Genomic DNA, 21,995 nt, shown 5'->3' with positions numbered 1-21,995 from the left:
TTTGATAGTTATTTACGTTTTTTTGATCTGTTTTTGGCAAAAATGTTACCTAGTTCTAGTCGAAATGAGCCTTCATCGTCCTTTAGCACATAGACATCTTTCGTTACCTGCGTTGGCGTATTGTCGTTCACTACGTTTATGATTTTGTTGATCACGTTCGTTGTTGCTTTGCGTACCGTACCGGCTATCATCATTTCTTCCTCCTCTTCAAATGGTTCAATGAGTGGCTTAATCGGCTCCACATCTGTTACAAAACGTGTGGGAAGCTCTACGGCCGATACCTCAGCTAATTGAATAACGGGCAATGTCGAAACTTCCGATTGCTCGATTAATGCGCTTTGACTTAGTTCTGGCTCTCTAACAGGAGCAACTCGTTTTTGTTCCACCGGTTCGTTAACTACTTTCTTGGTAGATTCTTCCTGATGGGGCGTTGCCGGGCTATAAGCGAGTTGTTTCTCAGTCCGAATTATATCTTTTACTGCTTGAGTATGTGATGGTGCGCTGTCCTGATTCGAAGAATCCACATCTGCTACTACAGCTGGCAAATGTGCTGTAGATGGTTGAGGCGTGAAAACTTCGTTTTGATTGGTGAAATAGGCAAATAATCCTACTCCTACCAAGGTACAGGCTGCCGCATAGGGCATCCAAAGATATTTTCGCTTTTTGGCAACGGGAATGAGTGGTACGATGTCTTTCTTGCTCGCCATTTCTTCATCCAACTGCTGCGCGATTTTGTCCCACAATTGAGGCTTTGGGGTTGCTTCTTCCCCTTCTAGCGCATCACGAAACAGTTTATCGATATCCTGATCTTTCATATCCAGTCCTCTTGTTAACTAATATTATCCATTTTTAGTAATCGCTCTTTCAACCAGCTCCTGGCCCTCGAAAGTTGCGATTTGGAATTCGTTTCTGTAATAGATAGGTTTTCAGCAATCTCTTTATGACTGAAACCTTCTATCGCATACAGGTTGAAGATGGTTTTGTAGTTTATTGGCAATTGATTTACCAACTGCAACAAATCTTTGTATGCCGTCTGATCTGCTGGCAGGGTGCTCACCATTTGTGCTACCTCTCCACCTTCTTCTTGCAAATCAATATACGTGATCTTCCGTTTTCTATAAATCTCAATAGCGGTATTGACCATGATACGTCTGATCCAGCCTTCAAGCGATCCTGCACCATCATAGAGATGGTGTTTGGTATAAACCTTCACAAAGCCAGTCTGCAACATATCTTCTGCTTCCAGATGATCTTTTGCGTACCGCAAACAAACCGCAAACATCTTCGACGAAAAATGATGGTATAAAGCTGCTTGCGCTTTGCGATCCTGCTTTTTGCAGCCGTCCCATACCATGTCAATATTCGTCAGTTTCAATTTTCAGTTGGTTTTATAAGGAAGACGGCGAATCTGAAGGAATGGTTGCAGCAGCTAGAAAAAAAAGTTAAATAAACTTAAATGAGTTTAATAAGACGGCTTTCGGGGCCAGTAACATGTATATGAACCGACTTCGCGTCTGCTGGTAATAAATTGGTGATTTTTTCTGGCCACTCGATTAGGCAATATGCGCCAGAATATAGGTACTCTTCATAGCCCATATCAAATGCTTCTTGTTCATCTCTTAATCTGTAGAAGTCGAAATGGTAGACAGGGCCATTAGAAGATGCATATTCGTTCACAATAGAAAATGTAGGGCTCGACGTATTTTCAACCACGCCAAGTTGTGTACACAATTCTTTGATGAAAGTCGTTTTTCCGGCGCCCATATCTCCATAAAATAAGATTACCCGGGTGTCGGAAAGAGATTGGACCATACTTTTGGCGACCGCGCTGAGGTCCGCCAGATTAGCTACGCGGTATTCCATAAGCAAATTTACTTATTTCGGGGTGTACGTCGCAAATGGAATGATTATTTCTTCCAGCGATATGCCACCATGTTGGAATGTACCGTAGAAATGATTCACAAACTGATTGTAATTGTTAGGATATACGAAATAAGCGTCCTCTTTTGCGAAGGTATACACCGAACTGATATTGAGCTTAGGGAGTTGCGCATCGTGCGGATTTTTGACCACAAATACATCCTTGTCCTGGTAGTTGAGATTTTTGCCTTGCTTGTATCGTAGATTTGTATTGGTGTTACGATCACCCACTATTTTACTAGGTTTCTTCACACGGATAGTGCCATGATCTGTAGTCACGATCACACGCACTTTCTGCTGAGCTAACCATTTCAATACATCGAGCCATGGCGAATGCTCGAACCATGATAAAGTCAGCGAGCGATAAGCGGCATCATCGTTAGCTAGTTCGCGAATCATGGCCATATCCGTACGGGCATGCGATAGCATATCGACAAAATTATAGACCAACACATTTAGGTCGTTATTCATCAAGTTGTTTAGATTTTCTAAAACATCCTTTCCTTGCTCGTGAGTTAATATTTTGGTGTACGAATGCTTAATGTCTTTACGATAAACCCGCTTTATTTGGTCGGCAAGGAATACATCTTCGTGCATGTTTTTGCCGCCTTCATCGTTGTCATTTTGCCAGTGATCTGGAAAGCGTCGCTCCATTTCCAAGGGCGTCAGTCCGCTAAATATGGCATTTCGCGCATACTGAGTAGCTGTTGGTAAGATGCTGTAGTAGCTGTCTTCTTCTTCCAGCCTAAAGTATTCTGTGATTATTTCATTAATAACGCGCCACTGATCGTACCGTAGGTTGTCAATCAAGAAAAAAAACGTTGGACGATCTTCTTCCATACTCGGGAATACCTTCTTTTAAAAGATGGTGTGACAGGTTGGGTCCACTTCCCGGATCATTGATCCAGCTTAGGTAATTGTTTTCAACATACTTGGCGAATAAGGCATTTGCCTCAGATTTCTGCATGGTCAGGATCTCATGCATGCCGCTGTCTTCCAATTTTTCAAGCGACAATTCCCAGTAAAGCAATTTTTTGTAAGCTTCGATCCATTGCTTATAGTCCAATGCATCGTTCATAATCGTACCCAGATTTCTGAAATCCTGTTGGTAAGCCAGTGAAGTTTTCTCGCTGACGAGCCGACGGTTTTCGGTGAGCTTCTTTATAGTCAGTAGTATCTGCTTAGGATTGACTGGCTTGATCAAGTAGTCATCTATTTTGGATCCGATGGCGTCCTCCATCAGGTGTTCTTCCTCATTTTTGGTGACCAATACCGTGGGGATTGATGGATTGACCGACTTAAGAATACTTAATGTTTCCAGTCCAGTGAGCCCAGGCATATTTTCGTCAAGAAAGACTAAGTCATACGGGTCACTTTTAAAAGCATCTACCGCATCATAGCCATTATTTACGGTCTTTACTTTATATCCCTTTTGCTCTAATAATAATATATGTGGCTTTAGAAATTCAATTTCGTCATCCGCCCAGAGTATTCGTGTTTTCTGCATAAATATTGCTAAAGGTAAACTATCTGTTCAACAACTGAAGTTTAAAAATGATTTGAAAGGTGAAGATAACCAGGAGAATGCCATTCAATGCCCAACCATTCAAATCATTGCGTATTTTTAACAAGAATTAACTCATATCTATGTATCTTTGCCGTTATATTCGAGCAGCTTTATCTGTGGAACTACGGCAAAAGACTAGGATAATATAACAATAGATTGTAAAGTATTGAATAAGAAAAAAATAATTAATGATCCGGTGTATGGTTTTGTGACCATTCCATCTGCTTTCATTTATGATCTTATTCAGCATCCATTCTTTCAGCGGTTGCGATATATCAAGCAGGGTAGTATGAGTCATCTGGTGTATCCTGGGGCATTGCATACTCGTTTTCAGCACGCTATTGGAGCAATGCACTTGATGAGCCTAGCAATCAGCACGCTGCGTAATAAGGATGTAGCAATTTCGGAAGCAGAGGAAGAAGCTGCATTGGCAGCTATCCTGTTGCATGATATTGGTCATGGGCCTTTTTCTCATTCATTGGAGCAAACGATCATTGAAGGAGTATCGCACGAGATGATATCTTCTGTCTTAATGCAACGTTTGAATGAAGCTTTTCAAGGTAGGTTAGATCTAGCAATCTGTATTTTCAATGATGAATATGCTAGGCCTTTCTTGCATCAGTTGGTATCGAGTCAATTGGATACGGATCGGATGGATTATCTTAATCGTGATAGTTTTTTTACGGGTGTATCAGAAGGAGTGATATCATTTGATCGCATCATCAAGATGTTGTACGTTGTTGACGATCAATTAGTTATTGAGCAGAAGGGGATCTATTCGGTGGAGAACTTTTTGATTGCAAGACGACTTATGTACTGGCAAGTATATCTGCACAAGACCGTGGTCGCGGCAGAGCAAATGTTGCTGCAAGCCTTGAGGCGCGCTAAAGAATTGGCGCAGGAGGGAGTGGCCATGTTTGCCAGTCCGGCTCTTGTGCATTTTCTACACCAACGCATTACGAAAGACAATTTTATGAGCGATCAGTCTCATCTTTCATGGTTTACTCGTTTAGATGATACAGACATTATGTCGGCAATCAAGGCGTGGAGCACACACGATGACAAGATATTACGCATACTGTGTTCCAAATTAATGAATAGAGAGCTCTTTCGAACTGAAATGCGCAGTGAGCAGATCACATCCGCAGAGTTTGAGAAGCTGCAGCAACTAACTCAAGTAGCATTTGATCTGGAAGACCATGAGGTAGATTATTTTATTTACCAACAGACGATCCAGAATAGTGCTTATGATCCTGCTCAAAATAATATCCATGTTTTATCGAAAGATGGAACATTGCTAGACATTACAGCAGCATCAGATTTATCAAACCTGGGAGCGTTGTCTAAAATTGTAGTTAAGCATGCGGTTATTTATCCTAAAGAAATAATTAATTAAAAGAGTATTAAAAAACGATGAAGTTTTCAGCGCAACAAATTGCTACATTATTGCAAGGTACGATAGAAGGTGATGCTGAGGTGTCGGTATCTCGCCTTTCTAAGATCGAAGAAGGCGATGCGGAAAGTCTGTCCTTTCTTTCAAACCCAAAATATGAGCAATATCTTTATGAAAGTAAAGCGGCTATAGTCATCGTTAATGAATCGCAAACCCTTGATCCGCAGCGCAAGGTGAAACCCACAATGATTCGTGTAAAAGATGCTTATCAGGCCTTTGCAGAGCTATTGAAAATTTATGAGCAAATGCGCTTCGATCGTAGCGGTAGAGAGGAGTATAGCTTTGTACACGATTCAGTTCAGCTAGGCGAAGGTTACTATGTTGGTGCTTTTGCCTATATAGGGTCGCAAGTCGTTTTGGGGAAAAATGTAAAAATTTATCCGCAAGTTTATATTGGCGATAACGTCCAAATCGGAGATAACTGTACTATATATCCAGGAGCTAAAATTTATCATGACTGCGTATTAGGTAATCATGTTACGGTCCATTCAGGCTCAGTAATCGGTAGTGATGGCTTCGGTTTTGCGCCACAAGAAGATGGTTCGTATAAGAAGATTCCACAGATCGGCAATGTCGTGATCGAAGATGGAGTCGAAATCGGAAGTAATACAACTGTAGATCGTGCCACACTTGGGCAAACGGTATTGCGGAATGGAGTCAAATTAGACAATCTTGTGCAAATAGCACATAATGTAGAAGTTGGAGAAAATACGGTAGTAGCTGCGCAAAGTGGAATCTCCGGAAGTACGAAGATCGGAGAGCGAGTAATATTAGGTGGGCAGGTTGGCGTGGTAGGCCATATATCTATTGCAAATGGTACGCAAGTACAAGCGCAATCAGGAATAAACAAATCAATAAACGAAGACAATAAAAAGTGGGCAGGTTCACCCGCTTTTCCTTATCAGGGCGAGTTGCGGTCACAGGTACTCTACGCAAAACTACCTGAGTTAGAGAAAAGAATCGCGGAACTTGAAAAACTCCTCCACGAGAAATAATACCTACATTTAATACATACTTGAGTCAATATAATGCTAGATATGAACGTTAAACAAAGAACTATCAAGTCCGACGTGAAGATTTCGGGTGTAGGATTACACACCGGCCATCACGTTAATATATGTATCAAACCAGCTCCAGAAAACCACTGGTATAAATTCCAGCGGGTAGATTTAGAAGAAAAGCCTTTGATACATGTAGATGCTGACAATGTGACTGACACATCTCGTGGCACAACGATCGCGCAAAATGGTGGATCCGTAAGTACCATCGAGCACCTAATGTCTGCATTAGTAGGCTTGCAGCTTGATAATATATTGATTGAGATCGATGGCCCCGAAGTGCCAATTTTGGATGGTAGCGCGGATATTTTTGTCACTAAGCTTCGCGAAGCCGGTTTTGTAGATCAAGAGGCCGATCGGGAATATTTTGAGGTGAGTAGCAATATTCACTACAACGATTCGGAAAGAAAAGTAGAAATCGTTGCGATGCCATTAGATGGTTATCGCCTAACCTGCATGATCGACTTCAATTCACCTGTCTTAGGCAGCCAACATGCCTCCATCAGTCACATATCCGAATTTGAGAAAGAAATCGCTTCATCAAGAACCTTCTGCTTTTTGCATGAGCTCGAGATGCTCGTCCAACAAAATTTGGTAAAAGGTGGCGATTTGTCTAATGCTATCGTTATTGTAGATAAGGAAATTGAAGAAAGTGAGCTTATTAAGCTAGAACACGTCTTTAATAAAAAGGTGGAAATAGCCAGCGAAGGCATCTTGAACAACGTGCAACTTCGTCACCTGAACGAGCCGGCGCGTCATAAATTATTGGATATGATAGGCGATTTGGCTTTGGTAGGAAGACCGATCAAAGGACATATTATGGCGGCGCGACCAGGTCATGCGGCTAATGTTGCTTTTGCAAAACGGATCAAAGCGCAAATGAAAAAAGAGCGTTCGCGCAAGAACGTGAAAGTATACGATCTGAACATGACTCCGGTATACGATACCGTGCAGATCATGAAGATTTTGCCACACCGTCAGCCGTTCTTGATGATAGACAAAGTACTGGAATTGTCGGAGCAGCATGTGGTTGGCCTGAAAAATGTGACCATGAATGAGGATCTATTTATGGGGCATTTCCCAGGATCACCGTTATTCCCTGGCGTGTTGCAAATCGAAGCAATGGCGCAAACAGGAGGAATATTGGTGCTCAATACGGTGTCAGATCCAGAAAATTGGCTAACGCTATTTTTAAAGATAGAAAATGCCAAATTTAAAAATCCAGTTCGCCCAGGCGATACGGTGATTTTTACGTGTGAGTTATTAGAGCCGATACGTCGCGGCATAGCTCGTATGAAAGGAGTTGGCATGGTCGGCGAGAAGGTAACGAGCGAAGCCGAGCTAATGGCTCAAATCGTTCGCGTAAAAGAATAAACTAAGCATGATGATACAACCATTATCATATATACACCCAGACGCGCAAATAGCGCACAATGTGGTGATTGAACCCTTTTCTACCATTCATAAAGATGTGGTGATTGGCGAAGGGACATGGATAGGATCCAACGTGACAATAATGGACGGTGCTCGAATTGGCAAGAATTGCCGCATCTTTCCAGGTGCTATTATTTCAGGTGAGCCTCAGGATTTGAAATTTGAGGGAGAGATCACAACTGCGGAGATCGGCGATAATACCACGATTCGCGAATGTGTGACCATCAATCGCGGAACCAAAGATCGCTACCGTACTGTAATTGGCAAAAATTGCTTGATCCAAGCATATAGCCACATCGCGCACGATTGTTTTGTAGGAGATAATTGCATCTTCTCCAACTCAAGTACTCTTGCCGGTCATATCACTGTAGGCGACTATGTAGTACTAGCGGGAATGGTAGCAGTACATCAATTTTGTAAAATTGGTTCGCATGCATTCGTAACTGGCGGAACCCTCGTACGTAAAGATGTACCTCCTTATATCAAAGCTGCGCGGGAGCCGATTACTTATGCGGGAATTAATTCCGTGGCTTGCGCCGCCGAGGATACTCCAACGAGCAAATCAATGAAATTCAGAATATCTACCGAGTACTATTCGTAAAGCACAGCAACTTGGGTAAGGCCTTAGATATTGTAGAGACAGAGTTTGAAGCGACAGAACTGAGAGATGAGATTATAGGATTCGTCCGTGCATCTAATCGGGGTGTGGTGAAAGGCTTTGGACAGGGAAGAGCGAATCTTTAGTATCAAAGTAGTAATGGCACGAACTTGAAGATCACGCTGCACGATATTGGAAGAAGGTATAACCGAGAGTGGATATTCAGACACCTTAGTTATACCTTTTCTGCTGGAAAACGCTATGCAATTCTAGGACCGAATGGTTCTGGAAAATCAACCTTTATCAAAGTATTGACAGGTAGCTTATCAGCAAGCGAGGGGATCGTGCAATACGAGCGCACACCACAGGATATTTGCTTGATCGATGATGTGTACAACCATCTGACCATTGCGGCACCGTATATGGAATTGATTGAAGAATTCACCTTGTCTGAGTTGATTGACTTTCATTTTAGGCACAAAAAGTATTTGCTAGGCTACGACAAGGAATCCCTTTTACACCTATCGCAGTTGCAGTCCGCCAGAGATAAGGAAGTCAAACACTTTTCGTCGGGCATGAAACAGCGTCTCAAGTTGGTACTTGCCTGTTGCTCGGATAGTGAACTCGTTTTTCTGGATGAACCAACTAGCAACTTAGATGTACATGGGGAGCGCTGGTATCAAGATCTTGTGAAACAAACAATTGGTACAGAGCGAATCCTTTTTATTGGTTCCAATCAGCCCAAGGAATACGATTTTTGTGATGAACATCTACACATACAAAACTACAAGCTTTTTAAATAACCACGGATTTTTCTATTTTTGAGTCCGAAATAAATGAACTATTATGGCTAAAGCATCAGACGTAAAATCTGGAAATATATTGCGTTTCAACGGAGAGTTGGTAAGCGTAGACGAGTTTTTGCACCGCACACCAGGCAATTTAAGAGCTTTTTACCAGGCAAAAATGCGTAACCTGAAAACAGGTAAATTAGTGGAGTACCGCTTCAGAACCGACGAAGAGGTAGAGATTGCACGAGTAGAAACGAATGACTATCAATATCTATACGATGATGGCGACTTTTTTGTCATTATGGACAATGACTCGTACGAACAATTCAACGTACCTAAATCACTTTTTGGAAGTAGTGCTCGTTTCCTAAAAGAAGGTATGAACGTCATCGTAGCTTTTGAAAGCGAAGAGCCAATCATGGCACAAGCTCCTACTACCGTCGAGTTGGAAATTACTTATACGGAACCGGCTGTAAAAGGTGATACTTCTACCAATGCATTGAAAAATGCGACAGTAGAGACTGGTGTAGAGATTAGAGTACCTTTATTTATTAATCAAGGGGATCGCGTAAAAGTTGATACACGCACAGGAGATTATATTGAACGTGTAAAATAAGCTCGTACGAGCTTGCTATTTCTTAACCACTTTACAAACGCGGCCTGTGGAGTTTTCTCCAAAGGCCGCGTTTTTTGTGATAAGATATGGAATGCTAAGTAAACTGTTGCGCCAGCGATAAAAATACCTTTAGCGATGCAAAATATGACAAAAAATGAGCTAAGAGCAACTTATAGATCAATGCGTTTGGCACTTTCGCCAGCAGAAACGAAGCTCCTTGATACGCACATACTTGCTGGTCTCCAAAGCATTGACTTCAGCACCTTATCTCATATACATATTTATCTACCTATCGCGAAGTGGAACGAGTACGATACCATGCCATTTATTCGTTGGCTACGGCATCATTATCCGGCCATATTCATCGTTGTTTCGGTGTCGCAGTTCGATCGGGGCACGTTGCAACATTTCGTCTGGAATTTGGAATCGGTGGTAGAAAATGCATGGGGAATCCCGGAGCTAGTTGTACAGCCTGATACAGTTGCTGTAGCTCCTGAAGATATTGATTTGGTCGTGATGCCCTTACTTGTTTGCGATCGAAAGGGAAACCGCATCGGCTACGGTAAGGGTTTCTACGATCGTTTTTTACATGAATGTCGGCCTGCCGTGCAAAAGGTTGGCATCTCTTACTTCGCGCCATTACTCGAACAGATACCAGTAGATCCATGGGATGTGCCGTTGGACAGCCTAGTCACGCCGGCTGGCACCATTTCTTTTTGATTTTAGTTGTGGCGCATGGTATTGTGCACAAAAAAAAGCGATCAAGACAGCGAGCGTGCCTTGATCGTTTTTTTTTAGAACTTTCTAGTCTTTGAGTGCTTCTCTAAAGCTAGCCACACTGGTTTTTACATCACCTGCGTTGTTTTCCCAATTGTGTTCGTATTCTGCTGAGATCATTCCTTTGAAGTTCTGACGTTTCAGCTCTTCGATGATCTGTGGCATGCCGATCACACCGGTTCCCCAGTGCACATCGTGCGCCGCTTTATCGTTAGCTACATTAAGATCTTTGAAGTGCATATGGTATACTTTTCCTTCTAGTTTTTTCAAAGATTCTACTGGATTCAATCCTGAGCGCTCCCAGTGACCAACATCAGCCGCTGCGCCCATTTTGTCACTACGGCCTTCAATCGCTTTTAATACAGTTGTAGGGTCCCAATACGTCGAAGGATCTGGATGATTATGAATCGCTACTTTAATGTTGTGCTCATCACACAATTTAGATAAGATGTCCAAATGTTCTGCCTTTGGCTCACACACGATCACGCTGATGCCCATTTCTTTCGCGAATTCAAAGATCTGACGCCATTCCGCTTCGTCTTTTCCATCCACTACGCCGTAAGCATTTAAAGTGATGCCATTTTCAGACAATAATTCTTTAGCTTTTTTGCGGCCTTCGGCAGATAGTTGATGACCAGTTTTATCGGAACTACCTTTGGTCAAATCTTGACCAGGATACATTTCTACATGTCGTAATCCCGCCTCTTTGACCTTTTGTAATGCTTCTTCGAAAGAGAATAGCCGAAACGTGTATGCTTGTGCACCCAATTTCCACCCTAATTCTTCCTCAGGATAACTTGCTGCCACCGTTGTCGTGGTATCCGCTGTTTCTTCTGATGCATTTTGAGACGTGGAACTGTTGTTGCAGGCTGTCGTAGTCCATGCTAACATGGCTACCAAAGATGCTTGCAGCATAGTGGTTTTTAGTTTCATAGTGATGATTTAATTAGTGATTAGTTTTGTATCGTTTTCAATCCATTTTTGATGCGTGTGACTACCTGATCTTTGCCGAGTGTTTCTACAATTACAAAAACATCGGGTCCAAATTTTCCGCCGACCAGCATGATACGTAATGGTAGCATCAATTCGCCCATCTTAAGACCTGATTGCGCAATTTTTTCTTTGAAGATGGTTTCTAAATTACTAGCGGTCCAATCAGATTGGCTTTCAAAAAGCGCAATTGCTTCTTCAAAAAAGACTGTTTTTTCAGGCGTCCACTTTGGTTTTACAGCTGCGGTATCCAAGGATTCTGGCGCTTGAAAGAAGTACGAGGCATGTTCCCAGAAATCTGCACTATAGGTCATTCGGTCTTTTACCAATGCCAATATTGTGTTTACCTTCGCTGGTGTCGCGTCGATTCCTTTCTTCGCCAATACTTCTATGATTTGCGGAACTAATTCTTCATTTGGGCTACGCTGAATCCATTCTCTGTTGAACCATTTTGCTTTCTCAAAATCAAATTTTGCTCCTGCTTTACTGATACGATCGAAAGAGAACTTTGCGATAAGTTGCTCCATCGTGAAGAATTCTTCTTCTGTCCCATCATTCCAGCCCAGCATGGCCAACATATTCACGAATGCTTCTGGCAAGAATCCTTTCTCGCGAAATCCTTCGGTAGTATTCCCAGTAGCTGGGTCTGTCCAGTTCATCGCATACACTGGGAATCCTAAGCGATCGCCATCGCGTTTACTTAGTTTTCCATTGCCATCCGGTTTTAAGATCAATGGCAAATGCGCCCACTGCGGCATTTGCTCTTTCCAGCCGAGATATTGCCAAAGCAAAATGTGTACGGGAGCAGATGGAAGCCATTCTTCGCCTCGGAAAACATGCGTAATTTCCATGGCCTTGTCATCCACAACAACAGCGAGATGGTAGGTAGGCATACCGTCTGCTTTTAGCAGTACCTTGTCATCAATTAATTTTGTTTCGAATGCCACGCGATCTCGAATCATATCATCGAATGATACCGTTCCTTCTGCGGGAATTTTGATTCGGATGGTGTGCGGATGACCTTCACTTAGCAGGCGTGCTACTTCTGCTTCTTCCAGACTGAGTGAATTACGAAGATTCAGCCGATTTTCGTGGCTATAACGGAAGTTTGGTTGCAATTTGCGCTGCTCTTCCAACTCTTCAGCGGTATCAAAAGCGTAATATGCATGTCCATTTTGGACCAGCTGCTCCGCATATTGGCGATAGGAAGGTTTCCGTTCGCTTTGCCGATACGGGCCAAATGCGCCCGGTTTTTCGGGACTTTCATCGGGTGTGATACCACACCATTCCAAACATTCGTTGATATATGCTTCTGCGCCAGCTACAAATCGAGTCTGATCGGTATCTTCTATTCGAAGAATAAAATCTCCGTTGTGATGCTTTGCAAACAGGTAATTGAACAACGCGGTACGTACGCCTCCCAAGTGCAGACCGCCGGTCGGGCTGGGCGCGAAGCGCACCCGGACTTTCTTTTCCAAACTCATAACAACAAAACTACATATTATTTCCCGATCATGGTGGCGTACAGCTGCTCCTGCTAACGATAAAATGCCTATTTTGTAACGCGATTTAGATAATTATGCAACGAAATCCCTACCGTCATCATCGGCAACATTGGAAGTTATTTTTGTTTTTGTTTGCGGCTATGATTGCGGCAGCATCACTTCTGTATACCAATTACCTTACAAAGAGTCTGTCTAAATCCGAACGGACCAAGGCGGAGGTATGGGCAATGAGCACACGTAGTATTGTATCTTTGCCCGATGTGAACGACGAGTTCATCAGCTTTATCTATGCGGTGCGCGATAGTCTTTCGTTGCCTGCAATTATTACGGATGATACGGGCGATATTATATTTTGGCGCGATCTGGATAGTACCCGTACGAATATTTCGACAGATGTGAGTGACACATTGTCTTCTAAGCTTGTGTATGATCCGGCCTATTTTGCCAAAGAGTTAGCAGAAATGCAGCGTCGACACCCACCTATTATTATTGAGCTAGAAACCGCTGGGCAGAAGTGGTTTGTGTATTATAAAGACTCCGATGCATTGCGGCAACTTCGTATCTTTCCTTATATACAATTGTCATTGATTGCTATATTTCTGGTCATTGCCTATACCGTTTTTAATTCTATTAAGCGTTCGGAAGAAAACCTAGTGTGGGTCGGGATGGCCAAAGAGGCGGCGCATCAGCTGGGCACACCGATCTCCTCACTCATGGGGTGGCTGGAATTGGCAAGAGCCACCTTCGAGGCCGAAGATAATACGCTTTTTGACGAGATGGAACGCGATGTATATCGACTTGAAGTGGTGGCAGATCGCTTTTCCAAGATTGGATCTGAGCCACATCTTTCCAATCATAATATCTATCACGTGGTCAAAGAATACATGGATTATTTTCGCGTACGTACTAGCGGTCGCATTTCTTTTGTGCTGGAAGGAGATCAGCATGTGGAAGCCATGCTAAATGTACAACTGTTTGACTGGATCGTGGAAAACCTCTTGAAGAATGCTGTCAATGCCATTGAATCAGAGGGGAAGGTACATATCCAAATTTTTGAAAACATCGCGAAAGAAGAAATATTTATGGATGTTAGCGATACGGGAAGAGGTATTCCACGAGCCAACTGGGAATCGATATTCTTACCCGGATTTACAACCCGAAAGCGTGGCTGGGGATTAGGACTAAGTCTGACCAAAAGAATGGTGAAACTACATCGTGGCCAGATATTTGTGAAAGAATCGGAGGTGGGCAAGGGTACCACGATCAGAATAATTTTAAAAAGTAATTTGAGATATGAACCAACTCAAATCGGATGATTATCCGGCAATTTATAAGGAGTATATTGAGAGTGTGACCGAGCCTATAATGGATGAGTTGGCGCAGCAATTACAGGCATTTCCCGAGTTTGTGCGCAGTATTCCCCAACATTTGGGTAGTTACTCCTATGCCGAAGGCAAATGGACTATAAAAGAAACCCTTTGTCATATCTTAGATGCAGAACGTATCATGGCTTATCGCGCACTTCGCTTTGCCAGAAATGACATGACAGCTTTGGCCTCGTTCGAACAGGATGAATTTGTAGCCTATGCGCGACATAACGAAAGATCTTTTGAGAGTATTATCGAAGAATTTGTGGCGCTGCGCCAAGCTAATATTTTATTGTTCGATACATTCAATGAGGGTGAGCTTAATCGTAAAGGAATGGCATCAGATCGGCTAATCAGTGTGCAAGCTTTCCTTTACATCATTGCGGGGCATATGAATCATCATCTGACGCTATTGCGTAGCCGCTATCTCAAAGATAACGACACGAATAATCAAAAGCATTTGCATGTGGTTTAGAGAATATAGCATTGAAGAGCTAAACGAACTTTTTGCCACGAATATGACTGGATTTCTAGGAATAGAGGTGGTGGAGATTCGTGATGATGCGCTTGTGGCGCGAATGCCCGTTACCGATAAGGTCAAGCAGCCTTATGGCTTATTGCATGGTGGCGCATCTGTCGTGCTGGCGGAGTCGGTAGGGAGCGTGGCCACTAATCTCATTGTAGATCCGGAGAAGTATGTCGGTGTAGGACTGGAAGTAAATGCAAATCATCTACGTCCTGTAGTATCTGGTGAAGTGATAGCCACTTGTACTCCACTACATATTGGCGGGAAAACCCACATTTGGGATATTAAAATAAAAGATAGCAAAGGCAAGCTAACCTGTGTTTCGCGTCTTACGGTAGCCATTGTCCGCAAATAAAAAAGAATTCCACTTGTCGTTTCATGAATAATTAACAAGTGGAATTCTACTACTTGGTTCCTATTATTTTGTATAGCTACTGATACGGCCCTTGCGCCCATCGATATCTGTCGTAAAGACGTCGATCTTTTCTCCAGATTTAAGCGATAATCCGCCAGCTGGGAATGGCTTTGCAGGTGCATTGCGATCTGCCGAAGAACTCACCGTGTACTGAATAGCGAATCCTGGATATTCGACATTAGCAAATAACTTACCGTTGTTTTCTTTTAAGCCAACTGCAGGCAAGCGATATCGGAATCCTCCAGAGAAGCCGTGTAATTTCGGCAATTCCACCTTGCCAACCTTATTAATAAAGGCAGCATAGGTCTTATCAAACGCTTCTTTATCGAAGTTCGCTTCGTTTTCCCATTCGCTCGCGGGTGCCCAGGCACGTTCTGCCAATGCAAAGAATCGAGGAAAGATCATGTAATCCATCGCATCATTATCGAGTACAGTCTCGGCCCAAAGCGCACCTTTTAATCCGATTAAGTGGTTTGCACCTTGTGGGGTTAATCGGGTTTTCTGTTTAAAATAATCTTCGCCTAGCGGCTTACCGCGATCTGTATACTGTATATTGGCAAAATAGCTTTCAGGAAGTAAAGAGTAGGCATGGTATAAATCTGTTTTAGATGCCCAAGTCAGCCCAGGTTCTTCAAAACGATTGTCCCAAGCCATATCGAAATAGAAGTTGCTTGCACTTACAAATACGGTGTTGTGGCCTGAATTGGCTAACTTGTAGGCCAAATCCTCTTGTCCACCACCGATAGTATTATTCCACACGTCGAGTAAAAAACCACGATCAGCAAACTTCTCGTTGACTTCCATGCCTTTACCGCGGTTTACCATGCCCACTTCTTCCCAGCCAGCCATGGTGAGTTGCTTCTCTTTCAAGATCGTATGTACACGATCAATATAATACGTCCATACTTCGTGCACAGAAGCATATCCTTGCTCTTGCATCAGGGCTTGTACTTTTGGTGATCCTTCCCAAGATCCTGTCGGCAATTCATCGCCGCCAATGGAGATCACTTTTAGCGGCAATCCTGCTTCGTCATACATGCCTTTAATCTCATCCATGATATGTGCAATGAAGCGATAGGTACCCGGCAAAGCCGGATTCATGACGTTGTCTTGCCAATATTGAGCAGAATAGTAAGTAGAGGTGTCTTGAAAATCATTCATCAAAAAGCGCTCGGCTTCTTCCTTTTGTCCTGCTTTTACTAATCGGTGATAGCGCGCTTCCATAGCTTTTACTGCTGCACGGGCGTGACCTGGTGTCTCTACTTCGGGTATAATCGTTACGAATCGGTCATTCGCATAGCGCAACAATTCCTTAAACTCTTCCTTCGAGAGGTATTGCTTCTCTTTGGCATTCGCTCCGGAGCCATACGATGGCTGAATGCCAGATCCGTCGGCATAATGAGGCGTTCTGTTAGCGCCAATGGCGGTTAGCTCGGGCAAAGAGGGAATTTCCAATCGCCATCCTTCATCGTCGATGAAGTGCAGGTGCAATTTGTTTAATTTGTAACGAGCCATCACATCGACATACTTCTTCAATGTCTTTAGGTCTTTAAAATTTCTGGAAATGTCCAACATCAAACCGCGATAAGCATATCGTGGTGCATCTTCGACCTGTACAAACGGAAGTGATATAGTTTTGCTGTCTTGAAAATTTGCCGGGAATAGCGATAGCAAAGATTGTATGCCGTAAAATGCTCCTTTGGCATGTGTAGCCTGCAAGCGAACGCCTTTGGCATCTATGGATAGCAGATAAGCATCTTCTGCCAATCCATCGATTTGCTGAATGGCTAAGTGAGCATTATCCACTTGTGTCTTATTTTTTGGTTTCCACTTTGCTAGGTCTTTTGCTATATCATGCAATACTGTAGACAGCTCTTGAGCCAACGCAGGATCAATGTAGTAGGTAAAGCCCGTCTGGAGTTGATACTGAGCAGCTGTCGTGCTTATCGACTTCGGTGTCGGCAGAATAGGTTGTATAGCATCTGATCGGAATAAGTCGTTTTTATCATACAAATCTGCCAGCATTTTCACATTTTTCTCTGTCGATAATACGGGTGCTATGATCTGTGGGTTGGACAAAGAGATAACCGACGTAGGATCTTCCTTAGATTGGAGATAGAAGCCATTTGGCGCAATAGAAGTGTGCGTGATCGGAAAATCCGTCCTGTAGGTCAATAAAATGGAGTCGAGCTTCGCTAAGCGAATAGCTTCCTTAAAGTTGACGCGATATAGGTTGCCATTCTCATCAGATATTTTATAATTAGGCTGCTGCTGTTCCTTAATATGATAGTTGGAATTGAACCACAGATTGTACTTGCTGATATCAAGTGTTTCGCTGTGATTGTTTTTTAGAACAATATCAAACTGCTTGCCGGTAGTATCTTGTGGCGATACCCGCCAGCTCAACGAATAGGGTTGCTGAGCATATCCCAAACTTAGGGCGATGAGATAAGCGGAAATTGATAAGCCTATTTTTTTCATAAGATGGATTTTACTTTGGTCTAAAATAGCTTTTTTAATAGGCTGCTGCAATTTTTTGAAAATAATTTTGACGTATATATATATAATCCTATATTTGCACACCGAAACAGAAAAGCGGCCCGTTCGTCTAGGGGTTAGGACGCCAGATTTTCATTCTGGAAACAGGGGTTCGATTCCCCTACGGGCTACCAACCGAAAGGTTAAAATCATACAAAAGCTTGCAAATTAAATATTTGCAAGCTTTTGTCGTTTTAGCGATTTGTAACTTTCTGTTTTATAAAGAAAGTATCCTCCTACGCGATGTATTGGCTCATGTGTGCATTAGCTTGCGAGACCAAGTTTTATCATTAGATTTGAGAGACTGTTTTGTACAAATACTCAAATCAAAATTATGTCTACAGCGCTAATAGAACATGTTAGAAAGTACATCACTATCGCAGCAGATGAGGAGGCAGAGGTGCTATCCTTCTTTCAACAAAAGCATTTTCAAAAAAAAGAAAACTTATTACTTCAAGGTTTTAGATGCAAGTCTCATTACTTTGTGATAAATGGTTGTTTGCGCATGTTTTTTCTAAACGAAAAAGGCGTTGAACAAACTGTGCAGTTCGCGATTGAGCATTGGTGGATGACCGATTATCTAGCATTTGATAGGCAATGCAACGCGAGCTTTAACATCCAAGCTATCGAATCCTGCGATGTGCTGCAGCTCGACTATCTCGACCAAGAAGCATTGCTCAAAAAGTTTCCCGCTTTCGAACGTTATTTTAGACAGATATACCAACGTGCCTATGCTGCTGCTCAATTGAGAACAAAATATCTTTATGAATTTTCTCGCGAGCAATTTTATCATCATTTTAATGATCATTTCCCGGAGTTTACTTCGAGAATTCCGCAGCATTTATTAGCATCCTACCTCAACATGACTCCCGAATATCTCAGTGAAATCAAGAAAAAACAGGCACTTAAACTGGTTTAAGATTTTCATCATGTGCAACTTATACTTTTGAGTAAATAAAATAAATCATGGAAAATCGTATAGACATTGAACAAGTTGAACCGAGAGCTTTTAAAGCTATGTACGGACTCGAGGATTACCTGCAAAAGTCAGCACTTTCAAAAGTGCATTTGGAACTCATTAAGATTCGAGCTTCCCAGATCAATGGTTGTGCTTTTTGTATTAATATGCATACTTCAGATGCATTACAACAGGGAGAATCGGCACGACGCATCTTCTTATTGAACGCATGGCGCGAGACTGAATTGTTTGATGAGGCAGAGAAAACCATCTTGGCGATGACGGAGGAGATAACACTTATTCAACAAGGTGGACTGAGTGATCAAGTGTACAAAGAGGCCAAAGAAGTGTTCGAAGAAAATTATATCGCTCAAATCATTATGGCGATCGTTACCATCAATGCTTGGAATAGGATTGCGATAAGTACACAAAGAATAGTGAAATAATTCACTAGATGATGGGTGGTCACCTCCTGTGCGCTTAGCGAACAATTTTGTTCGGGCGTTTTCGCGGAATAAGTAGCTTTCAAGCCCGCTAACAGCGGGCTTGAAAGCTTAGAATTAAGTAATACATTTTTTTCTACTCAAAAAAATGTATTATTGTTTAGCCTCAAGCATTTCCTTACTTTTCCAGGTAATGAAATGCTTGTCTAATTAACCACGAAAAATTACTTAATTACATTATCGCTAGAATGGACGCACAAAAAGTCGACATGTTTATCATGACAAATGCAAAATATTTTGAGGGCCATCAATTAACCTTCATAAGGGAACGACTGCTTGAATTGGATGATTCGCACTGGATGTTGTTGTCTACAACCTCTTTTCAAGATCCATCAACAAACCTTATTATTTCTGTTATCGCGGGGTCTTTTGGTGTGGATCGGTTTCTTATTGGCCAAGTTGGTCTTGGTATTGCCAAATTACTTACCTGCGGTGGTTTAGGAATTTGGGCTATCGTTGATTGGTTTTTAATTATGAAATTAACCAAAGAAAAGAATCTGGAGAAAATACAAAAATATATGTATTGATGAGTCAGCAGCATAAGCTATATGTATTCGTGCTATTGGCCTGTTCTGCTGGATATATTTGGCTTTATTATCATATTTCAAAGCATTTTTCGAATAACACGATAGGAGAAGTTTGTCTAATAAAGAGCTTCACCGGTTTTCCTTGCCCATCCTGTGGATCTACTCGTTCCGTCGTTGCCCTTCTGGGCGGGAATTTTTATGAAGCTTTATTAGTAAATCCTATTGGCTATGTGCTATTATCGGGGTTAGTAATTGCCCCAGTTTGGATATTAAAAGATCTATTGACAGCCGACAGTAGCTTTTATAATTTCTTTCGAAGTACCGAGCTTTTCTTACAAAAACCGCAGCATTACGTGCCATTGGCACTACTTGTCCTTGCCAACTGGGTTTGGAACATTGCCAAAGGATTATGATACGCACAGAACAATTTATATATACACCTCGTGAACACGAAGAAGAAGCCGCTTCGAACAGTTATGTGATGTCCATGGTGGCTATAATAGCCGGTCTGCCATTACCTATTTTCAACTTGATTGCTACGTTAATCTTTTATTTAGGTAATAGAAAATCGACCTTTTTTGTACGTTGGCACTGCACGCAAGCTTTACTGTCGCAGTTTACTTTAGTAATACTAAATAGTACCGCTTTTTGGTGGACTATCTCGATCATCTTTTGGGAAAAATCTTGGGATAATTATTTTTTCGCCTATTTATTGACCGTTATCATAGTCAACATAGCAGAGTTCATAGCGACCATTTATACTGCTGTACAAACGCGTAAAGGTATACATGTAGCATGGTGGTTTTACGGTACTTTGACTAATCTTGTTTGCAAACCTCGCATATGAAAAAGCAAGTAATCATCGAAGGAATACTTTTGGCACTCTTGTTCCTAGTTACATGGATCGGATTGGCACAGGTTGATTGGTTGCGTATTTTAAAGGTCGAAACTGTGACCTCTAAAACAGAAAAAAAACTAGGCGATATTTTTTTAGAGACATTCAAAAAATCAGATCAGGAAATTAATAACCTTCAAGTTACCCGCGGTATTGACAGCATTGTTCAGCATATCTGCCACGCCAATGGCATTGATTTTAATCGCATAAAAACGCATGTACTTTTGAACGATCAAGTGAACGCCTTTGCATTGCCAGACGGCCATTTAGTCATATATACTGGATTGATCTCCAAAGTTGCAAATCAAGAAGAACTTACTGGTGTGATCTGTCATGAAATTGCACATATCGAATTACATCATGTGATGAAAAAACTGATCAAAGAAATTGGCCTTTCGGTGCTAATATCACTGGGCAGTGGAAATGCGAGTGGAGAAATCTTAAGAGAATCTACCAAATTACTTTCGTCATCTGCGTATGATAGAAAATTAGAAAAAGAGGCTGATATTAAAGCTGTAGATTATCTGATACAAGCACAGATAAACCCAGATCACTTTGCGAATTTTCTCGACAGGCTCTCAGAAAACGATGATCGAATGTACGCATATTTGGGCTGGATAAATACGCATCCCGACGCAAAGGAAAGAGCAAAATATATCACGTCGTACAGTCATAGCAAGGGAAATCGCTATCTGAAAATCTTATCTGACACTGGATGGCAAGCACTTAGAGACGGCGCTTTGCGATAGCAAATTCATGCCGCTGTAAATCGGCATTAGATGATCTTCTGTGGCTGTGGTTTCAAATTATTGCACCTAGGCTCAAATCTGGTTTTTCGACAAACGTTTTCTTATTGTACTGACAAATTCGGGAGAAATACCTAAATAAGACGCAATATAATATTGAGGCACGCGCAGAGGTACTGATGGATAAATCTTAATAAACTCGAGATAGCGTTCTGTAGCTGTTTTAGAAATTGTATTGATCAGTCTGTTTTGCACTGTAGACAGATTTCTTTGTACAAGCATTCTAAAAACTCGTTCGAATTTTGGCATCTTGCTCAACAATTCTTCCTTAGTTTTGGGAGTCAAGATATACATTTCTGTTTCCTCCATCGTCTCGATGTAAAAATTGGATGGTTTTTGTTCATGAAACGACGCAATATCACTTACCCACCAATCTTCTGCTGCAAAGGAAAGAATCACCTCCACACCCTTCTCATTCATGTAGTAAATTCGGACACAACCTTTTTTGATATATCCCTCAAACTGGCAAACTTCTCCTGCGCGAAGCATCATGGTTTTACCTGCGACGGTTTTGCATTCCAAAAGGTTGGTAAACACTAATTTCTCCTCATCACTTAGTGTGATCCATTTACTTACATTGTCGACAATACTTTGATACATGCTTACCTGTTTTCAGAAAATATCCTTTCGAAGGTCGATATGGCATTAGTGGCACAACTGCTCTTGTTGATGGCCTACACAATACCGATATCGGCTAAAGATAATTAGAAAACCGATAATTCGGAGCGGTTGAATAGCGGCAAACACGTCA

22 protein-coding genes, 1 tRNA gene and 2 pseudogenes are annotated in these 21,995 nt (G+C 42.0%); 17 read left to right on the top strand and 8 right to left on the bottom strand.

Annotated features, from left to right (window positions below):
- Positions 1 to 8: 8 nt before the first annotated feature.
- From A0125_RS11155 to porX, 4 genes and pseudogenes are all read right to left on the bottom strand, one after another.
- On the bottom strand, positions 9 to 815 hold the full coding sequence (locus A0125_RS11155) for a hypothetical protein (protein ID WP_066755975.1): 807 nt from the start codon (positions 813 to 815) through the stop codon (positions 9 to 11).
- Positions 816 to 829: 14 nt separating this feature from the next.
- On the bottom strand, positions 830 to 1,375 hold the full coding sequence (locus A0125_RS11150) for an RNA polymerase sigma factor (RefSeq protein ID WP_066755972.1): 546 nt from the start codon (positions 1,373 to 1,375) through the stop codon (positions 830 to 832).
- 77 nt (positions 1,376 to 1,452) lie between these two features.
- Positions 1,453 to 1,863 carry a tRNA (adenosine(37)-N6)-threonylcarbamoyltransferase complex ATPase subunit type 1 TsaE gene (gene tsaE / locus A0125_RS11145; protein ID WP_066755968.1) on the bottom strand — a complete coding sequence of 137 codons (411 nt, stop codon included), beginning with the start codon at positions 1,861 to 1,863 and terminating at the stop codon, positions 1,453 to 1,455.
- A gap of 12 nt (positions 1,864 to 1,875) precedes the next feature.
- A pseudogene (gene porX, locus A0125_RS11140) lies at positions 1,876 to 3,427 on the bottom strand (T9SS response regulator signal transducer PorX).
- A gap of 226 nt (positions 3,428 to 3,653) precedes the next feature.
- Between porX and A0125_RS11135 the strand changes: the two are divergent.
- From A0125_RS11135 to A0125_RS11105, 7 genes and pseudogenes are all read left to right on the top strand, one after another.
- The gene (locus tag A0125_RS11135) at positions 3,654 to 4,883 is read left to right on the top strand and encodes an HD domain-containing protein (protein ID WP_066755966.1); all 1,230 of its coding nucleotides are present in this window, start codon (positions 3,654 to 3,656) and stop codon (positions 4,881 to 4,883) included.
- A gap of 17 nt (positions 4,884 to 4,900) precedes the next feature.
- A complete protein-coding gene (gene lpxD, locus A0125_RS11130; protein ID WP_066755963.1) occupies positions 4,901 to 5,935 on the top strand; it encodes a UDP-3-O-(3-hydroxymyristoyl)glucosamine N-acyltransferase in 1,035 nt (344 codons plus the stop codon).
- Between the two features lie 42 nt (positions 5,936 to 5,977).
- Entirely contained in the window at positions 5,978 to 7,372 is a 1,395-nt protein-coding gene (locus tag A0125_RS11125) for a bifunctional UDP-3-O-[3-hydroxymyristoyl] N-acetylglucosamine deacetylase/3-hydroxyacyl-ACP dehydratase (RefSeq protein ID WP_197464859.1), read from the top strand.
- A gap of 10 nt (positions 7,373 to 7,382) precedes the next feature.
- Positions 7,383 to 8,176: pseudogene (gene lpxA, locus A0125_RS11120) on the top strand (acyl-ACP--UDP-N-acetylglucosamine O-acyltransferase).
- Positions 8,177 to 8,200: 24 nt separating this feature from the next.
- Complete coding sequence (locus tag A0125_RS11115) at positions 8,201 to 8,833, top strand: ABC transporter ATP-binding protein (RefSeq protein WP_066755958.1); 633 nt, start codon at positions 8,201 to 8,203, stop codon at positions 8,831 to 8,833.
- A gap of 43 nt (positions 8,834 to 8,876) precedes the next feature.
- Positions 8,877 to 9,437, top strand: coding sequence for an elongation factor P (efp, locus tag A0125_RS11110; RefSeq protein ID WP_066755956.1), 561 nt, complete (start codon positions 8,877 to 8,879; stop codon positions 9,435 to 9,437).
- Between the two features lie 135 nt (positions 9,438 to 9,572).
- Complete coding sequence (locus tag A0125_RS11105) at positions 9,573 to 10,157, top strand: 5-formyltetrahydrofolate cyclo-ligase (protein ID WP_066755954.1); 585 nt, start codon at positions 9,573 to 9,575, stop codon at positions 10,155 to 10,157.
- 84 nt (positions 10,158 to 10,241) lie between these two features.
- On the opposite strand, the gene A0125_RS11100 is transcribed toward A0125_RS11105, so the two are convergent.
- Positions 10,242 to 11,147 carry a sugar phosphate isomerase/epimerase family protein gene (locus tag A0125_RS11100; protein WP_066755950.1) on the bottom strand — a complete coding sequence of 302 codons (906 nt, stop codon included), beginning with the start codon at positions 11,145 to 11,147 and terminating at the stop codon, positions 10,242 to 10,244.
- A 20-nt stretch (positions 11,148 to 11,167) separates the two neighbouring features.
- Positions 11,168 to 12,688: a glutamate--tRNA ligase gene (gltX, locus tag A0125_RS11095; protein ID WP_066755947.1), complete on the bottom strand. Its 1,521-nt coding sequence runs from the start codon at positions 12,686 to 12,688 to the stop codon at positions 11,168 to 11,170.
- 95 nt (positions 12,689 to 12,783) lie between these two features.
- Here gltX and A0125_RS11090 point away from each other — a divergent pair, with 95 nt between their 5' ends.
- The 3 genes from A0125_RS11090 to A0125_RS11080 are packed head-to-tail and all read left to right on the top strand — an operon-like array spanning position 12,784 to position 14,957.
- On the top strand, positions 12,784 to 14,025 hold the full coding sequence (locus tag A0125_RS11090; protein WP_066755943.1) for a sensor histidine kinase: 1,242 nt from the start codon (positions 12,784 to 12,786) through the stop codon (positions 14,023 to 14,025).
- Positions 14,003 to 14,551, top strand: a complete 549-nt coding sequence (locus A0125_RS11085; RefSeq protein ID WP_066755940.1) for a DinB family protein — start codon at positions 14,003 to 14,005, stop codon at positions 14,549 to 14,551. Before A0125_RS11090 ends, A0125_RS11085 begins: the two co-directional genes overlap by 23 nt.
- Positions 14,541 to 14,957: a hotdog fold thioesterase gene (locus A0125_RS11080; RefSeq protein ID WP_066755937.1), complete on the top strand. Its 417-nt coding sequence runs from the start codon at positions 14,541 to 14,543 to the stop codon at positions 14,955 to 14,957. Before A0125_RS11085 ends, A0125_RS11080 begins: the two co-directional genes overlap by 11 nt.
- Before the next feature lie 63 nt (positions 14,958 to 15,020).
- Here A0125_RS11080 and A0125_RS11075 read toward each other — a convergent pair whose 3' ends face one another.
- Complete coding sequence (locus A0125_RS11075; protein ID WP_156472520.1) at positions 15,021 to 17,498, bottom strand: family 20 glycosylhydrolase; 2,478 nt, start codon at positions 17,496 to 17,498, stop codon at positions 15,021 to 15,023.
- Positions 17,499 to 17,614: 116 nt separating this feature from the next.
- Between A0125_RS11075 and A0125_RS11070 the strand changes: the two genes are divergently transcribed.
- The 7 genes from A0125_RS11070 to A0125_RS11040 all read left to right on the top strand — a co-directional run bounded on the left by A0125_RS11070 (position 17,615) and on the right by A0125_RS11040 (position 21,187).
- Positions 17,615 to 17,689, top strand: a tRNA-Glu gene (locus tag A0125_RS11070).
- 200 nt (positions 17,690 to 17,889) lie between these two features.
- Positions 17,890 to 18,474: a Crp/Fnr family transcriptional regulator gene (locus tag A0125_RS11065; RefSeq protein WP_066755931.1), complete on the top strand. Its 585-nt coding sequence runs from the start codon at positions 17,890 to 17,892 to the stop codon at positions 18,472 to 18,474.
- A gap of 47 nt (positions 18,475 to 18,521) precedes the next feature.
- Positions 18,522 to 18,959: a carboxymuconolactone decarboxylase family protein gene (locus tag A0125_RS11060; RefSeq protein ID WP_066755928.1), complete on the top strand. Its 438-nt coding sequence runs from the start codon at positions 18,522 to 18,524 to the stop codon at positions 18,957 to 18,959.
- Between the two features lie 245 nt (positions 18,960 to 19,204).
- On the top strand, positions 19,205 to 19,543 hold the full coding sequence (locus tag A0125_RS11055) for a TM2 domain-containing protein (protein ID WP_066755926.1): 339 nt from the start codon (positions 19,205 to 19,207) through the stop codon (positions 19,541 to 19,543).
- Positions 19,543 to 19,956, top strand: a complete 414-nt coding sequence (locus tag A0125_RS11050) for a DUF2752 domain-containing protein (protein ID WP_066755923.1) — start codon at positions 19,543 to 19,545, stop codon at positions 19,954 to 19,956. The genes A0125_RS11055 and A0125_RS11050 overlap by 1 nt, the downstream gene beginning before the upstream one ends.
- The gene (locus A0125_RS11045) at positions 19,953 to 20,390 is read left to right on the top strand and encodes a DUF4870 domain-containing protein (protein ID WP_066755920.1); all 438 of its coding nucleotides are present in this window, start codon (positions 19,953 to 19,955) and stop codon (positions 20,388 to 20,390) included. Before A0125_RS11050 ends, A0125_RS11045 begins: the two co-directional genes overlap by 4 nt.
- Positions 20,387 to 21,187 carry a M48 family metallopeptidase gene (locus A0125_RS11040; protein ID WP_066755917.1) on the top strand — a complete coding sequence of 267 codons (801 nt, stop codon included), beginning with the start codon at positions 20,387 to 20,389 and terminating at the stop codon, positions 21,185 to 21,187. The genes A0125_RS11045 and A0125_RS11040 overlap by 4 nt, the downstream gene beginning before the upstream one ends.
- 72 nt (positions 21,188 to 21,259) lie before the next feature.
- On the opposite strand, the gene A0125_RS11035 is transcribed toward A0125_RS11040, so the two are convergent.
- The gene (locus A0125_RS11035; protein ID WP_066755915.1) at positions 21,260 to 21,844 is read right to left on the bottom strand and encodes a Crp/Fnr family transcriptional regulator; all 585 of its coding nucleotides are present in this window, start codon (positions 21,842 to 21,844) and stop codon (positions 21,260 to 21,262) included.
- Positions 21,845 to 21,995: the final 151 nt, after the last annotated feature.

This window comes from Sphingobacterium populi, from assembly GCF_001586775.1.
GTDB classification, from domain to species: domain Bacteria; phylum Bacteroidota; class Bacteroidia; order Sphingobacteriales; family Sphingobacteriaceae; genus Sphingobacterium; species Sphingobacterium populi.
The sequence above is the reverse complement of the archived record's forward strand: the minus strand, read 5'-3'. Positions and strand labels throughout refer to the sequence as shown.

Coding starts and splice junctions, on each gene's coding strand:
- A0125_RS11105 (WP_066755954.1), top strand. CDS start 9,573: ATGCAAAATATGACAAAAAATGAGCTAAGAGCAACTTATAGATCAATG.
- A0125_RS11155 (WP_066755975.1), bottom strand. CDS start 815: ATGAAAGATCAGGATATCGATAAACTGTTTCGTGATGCGCTAGAAGGG.
- A0125_RS11050 (WP_066755923.1), top strand. CDS start 19,543: ATGAGTCAGCAGCATAAGCTATATGTATTCGTGCTATTGGCCTGTTCT.
- tsaE (WP_066755968.1), bottom strand. CDS start 1,863: ATGGAATACCGCGTAGCTAATCTGGCGGACCTCAGCGCGGTCGCCAAA.
- A0125_RS11060 (WP_066755928.1), top strand. CDS start 18,522: ATGGAAAATCGTATAGACATTGAACAAGTTGAACCGAGAGCTTTTAAA.
- A0125_RS11080 (WP_066755937.1), top strand. CDS start 14,541: ATGTGGTTTAGAGAATATAGCATTGAAGAGCTAAACGAACTTTTTGCC.
- A0125_RS11065 (WP_066755931.1), top strand. CDS start 17,890: ATGTCTACAGCGCTAATAGAACATGTTAGAAAGTACATCACTATCGCA.
- A0125_RS11090 (WP_066755943.1), top strand. CDS start 12,784: ATGCAACGAAATCCCTACCGTCATCATCGGCAACATTGGAAGTTATTT.
- efp (WP_066755956.1), top strand. CDS start 8,877: ATGGCTAAAGCATCAGACGTAAAATCTGGAAATATATTGCGTTTCAAC.
- A0125_RS11035 (WP_066755915.1), bottom strand. CDS start 21,844: ATGTATCAAAGTATTGTCGACAATGTAAGTAAATGGATCACACTAAGT.
- A0125_RS11085 (WP_066755940.1), top strand. CDS start 14,003: ATGAACCAACTCAAATCGGATGATTATCCGGCAATTTATAAGGAGTAT.
- lpxD (WP_066755963.1), top strand. CDS start 4,901: ATGAAGTTTTCAGCGCAACAAATTGCTACATTATTGCAAGGTACGATA.
- A0125_RS11125 (WP_197464859.1), top strand. CDS start 5,978: ATGAACGTTAAACAAAGAACTATCAAGTCCGACGTGAAGATTTCGGGT.
- A0125_RS11040 (WP_066755917.1), top strand. CDS start 20,387: ATGAAAAAGCAAGTAATCATCGAAGGAATACTTTTGGCACTCTTGTTC.
- A0125_RS11055 (WP_066755926.1), top strand. CDS start 19,205: ATGGACGCACAAAAAGTCGACATGTTTATCATGACAAATGCAAAATAT.
- A0125_RS11075 (WP_156472520.1), bottom strand. CDS start 17,498: ATGAAAAAAATAGGCTTATCAATTTCCGCTTATCTCATCGCCCTAAGT.
- A0125_RS11045 (WP_066755920.1), top strand. CDS start 19,953: ATGATACGCACAGAACAATTTATATATACACCTCGTGAACACGAAGAA.
- A0125_RS11100 (WP_066755950.1), bottom strand. CDS start 11,147: ATGAAACTAAAAACCACTATGCTGCAAGCATCTTTGGTAGCCATGTTA.
- gltX (WP_066755947.1), bottom strand. CDS start 12,688: ATGAGTTTGGAAAAGAAAGTCCGGGTGCGCTTCGCGCCCAGCCCGACC.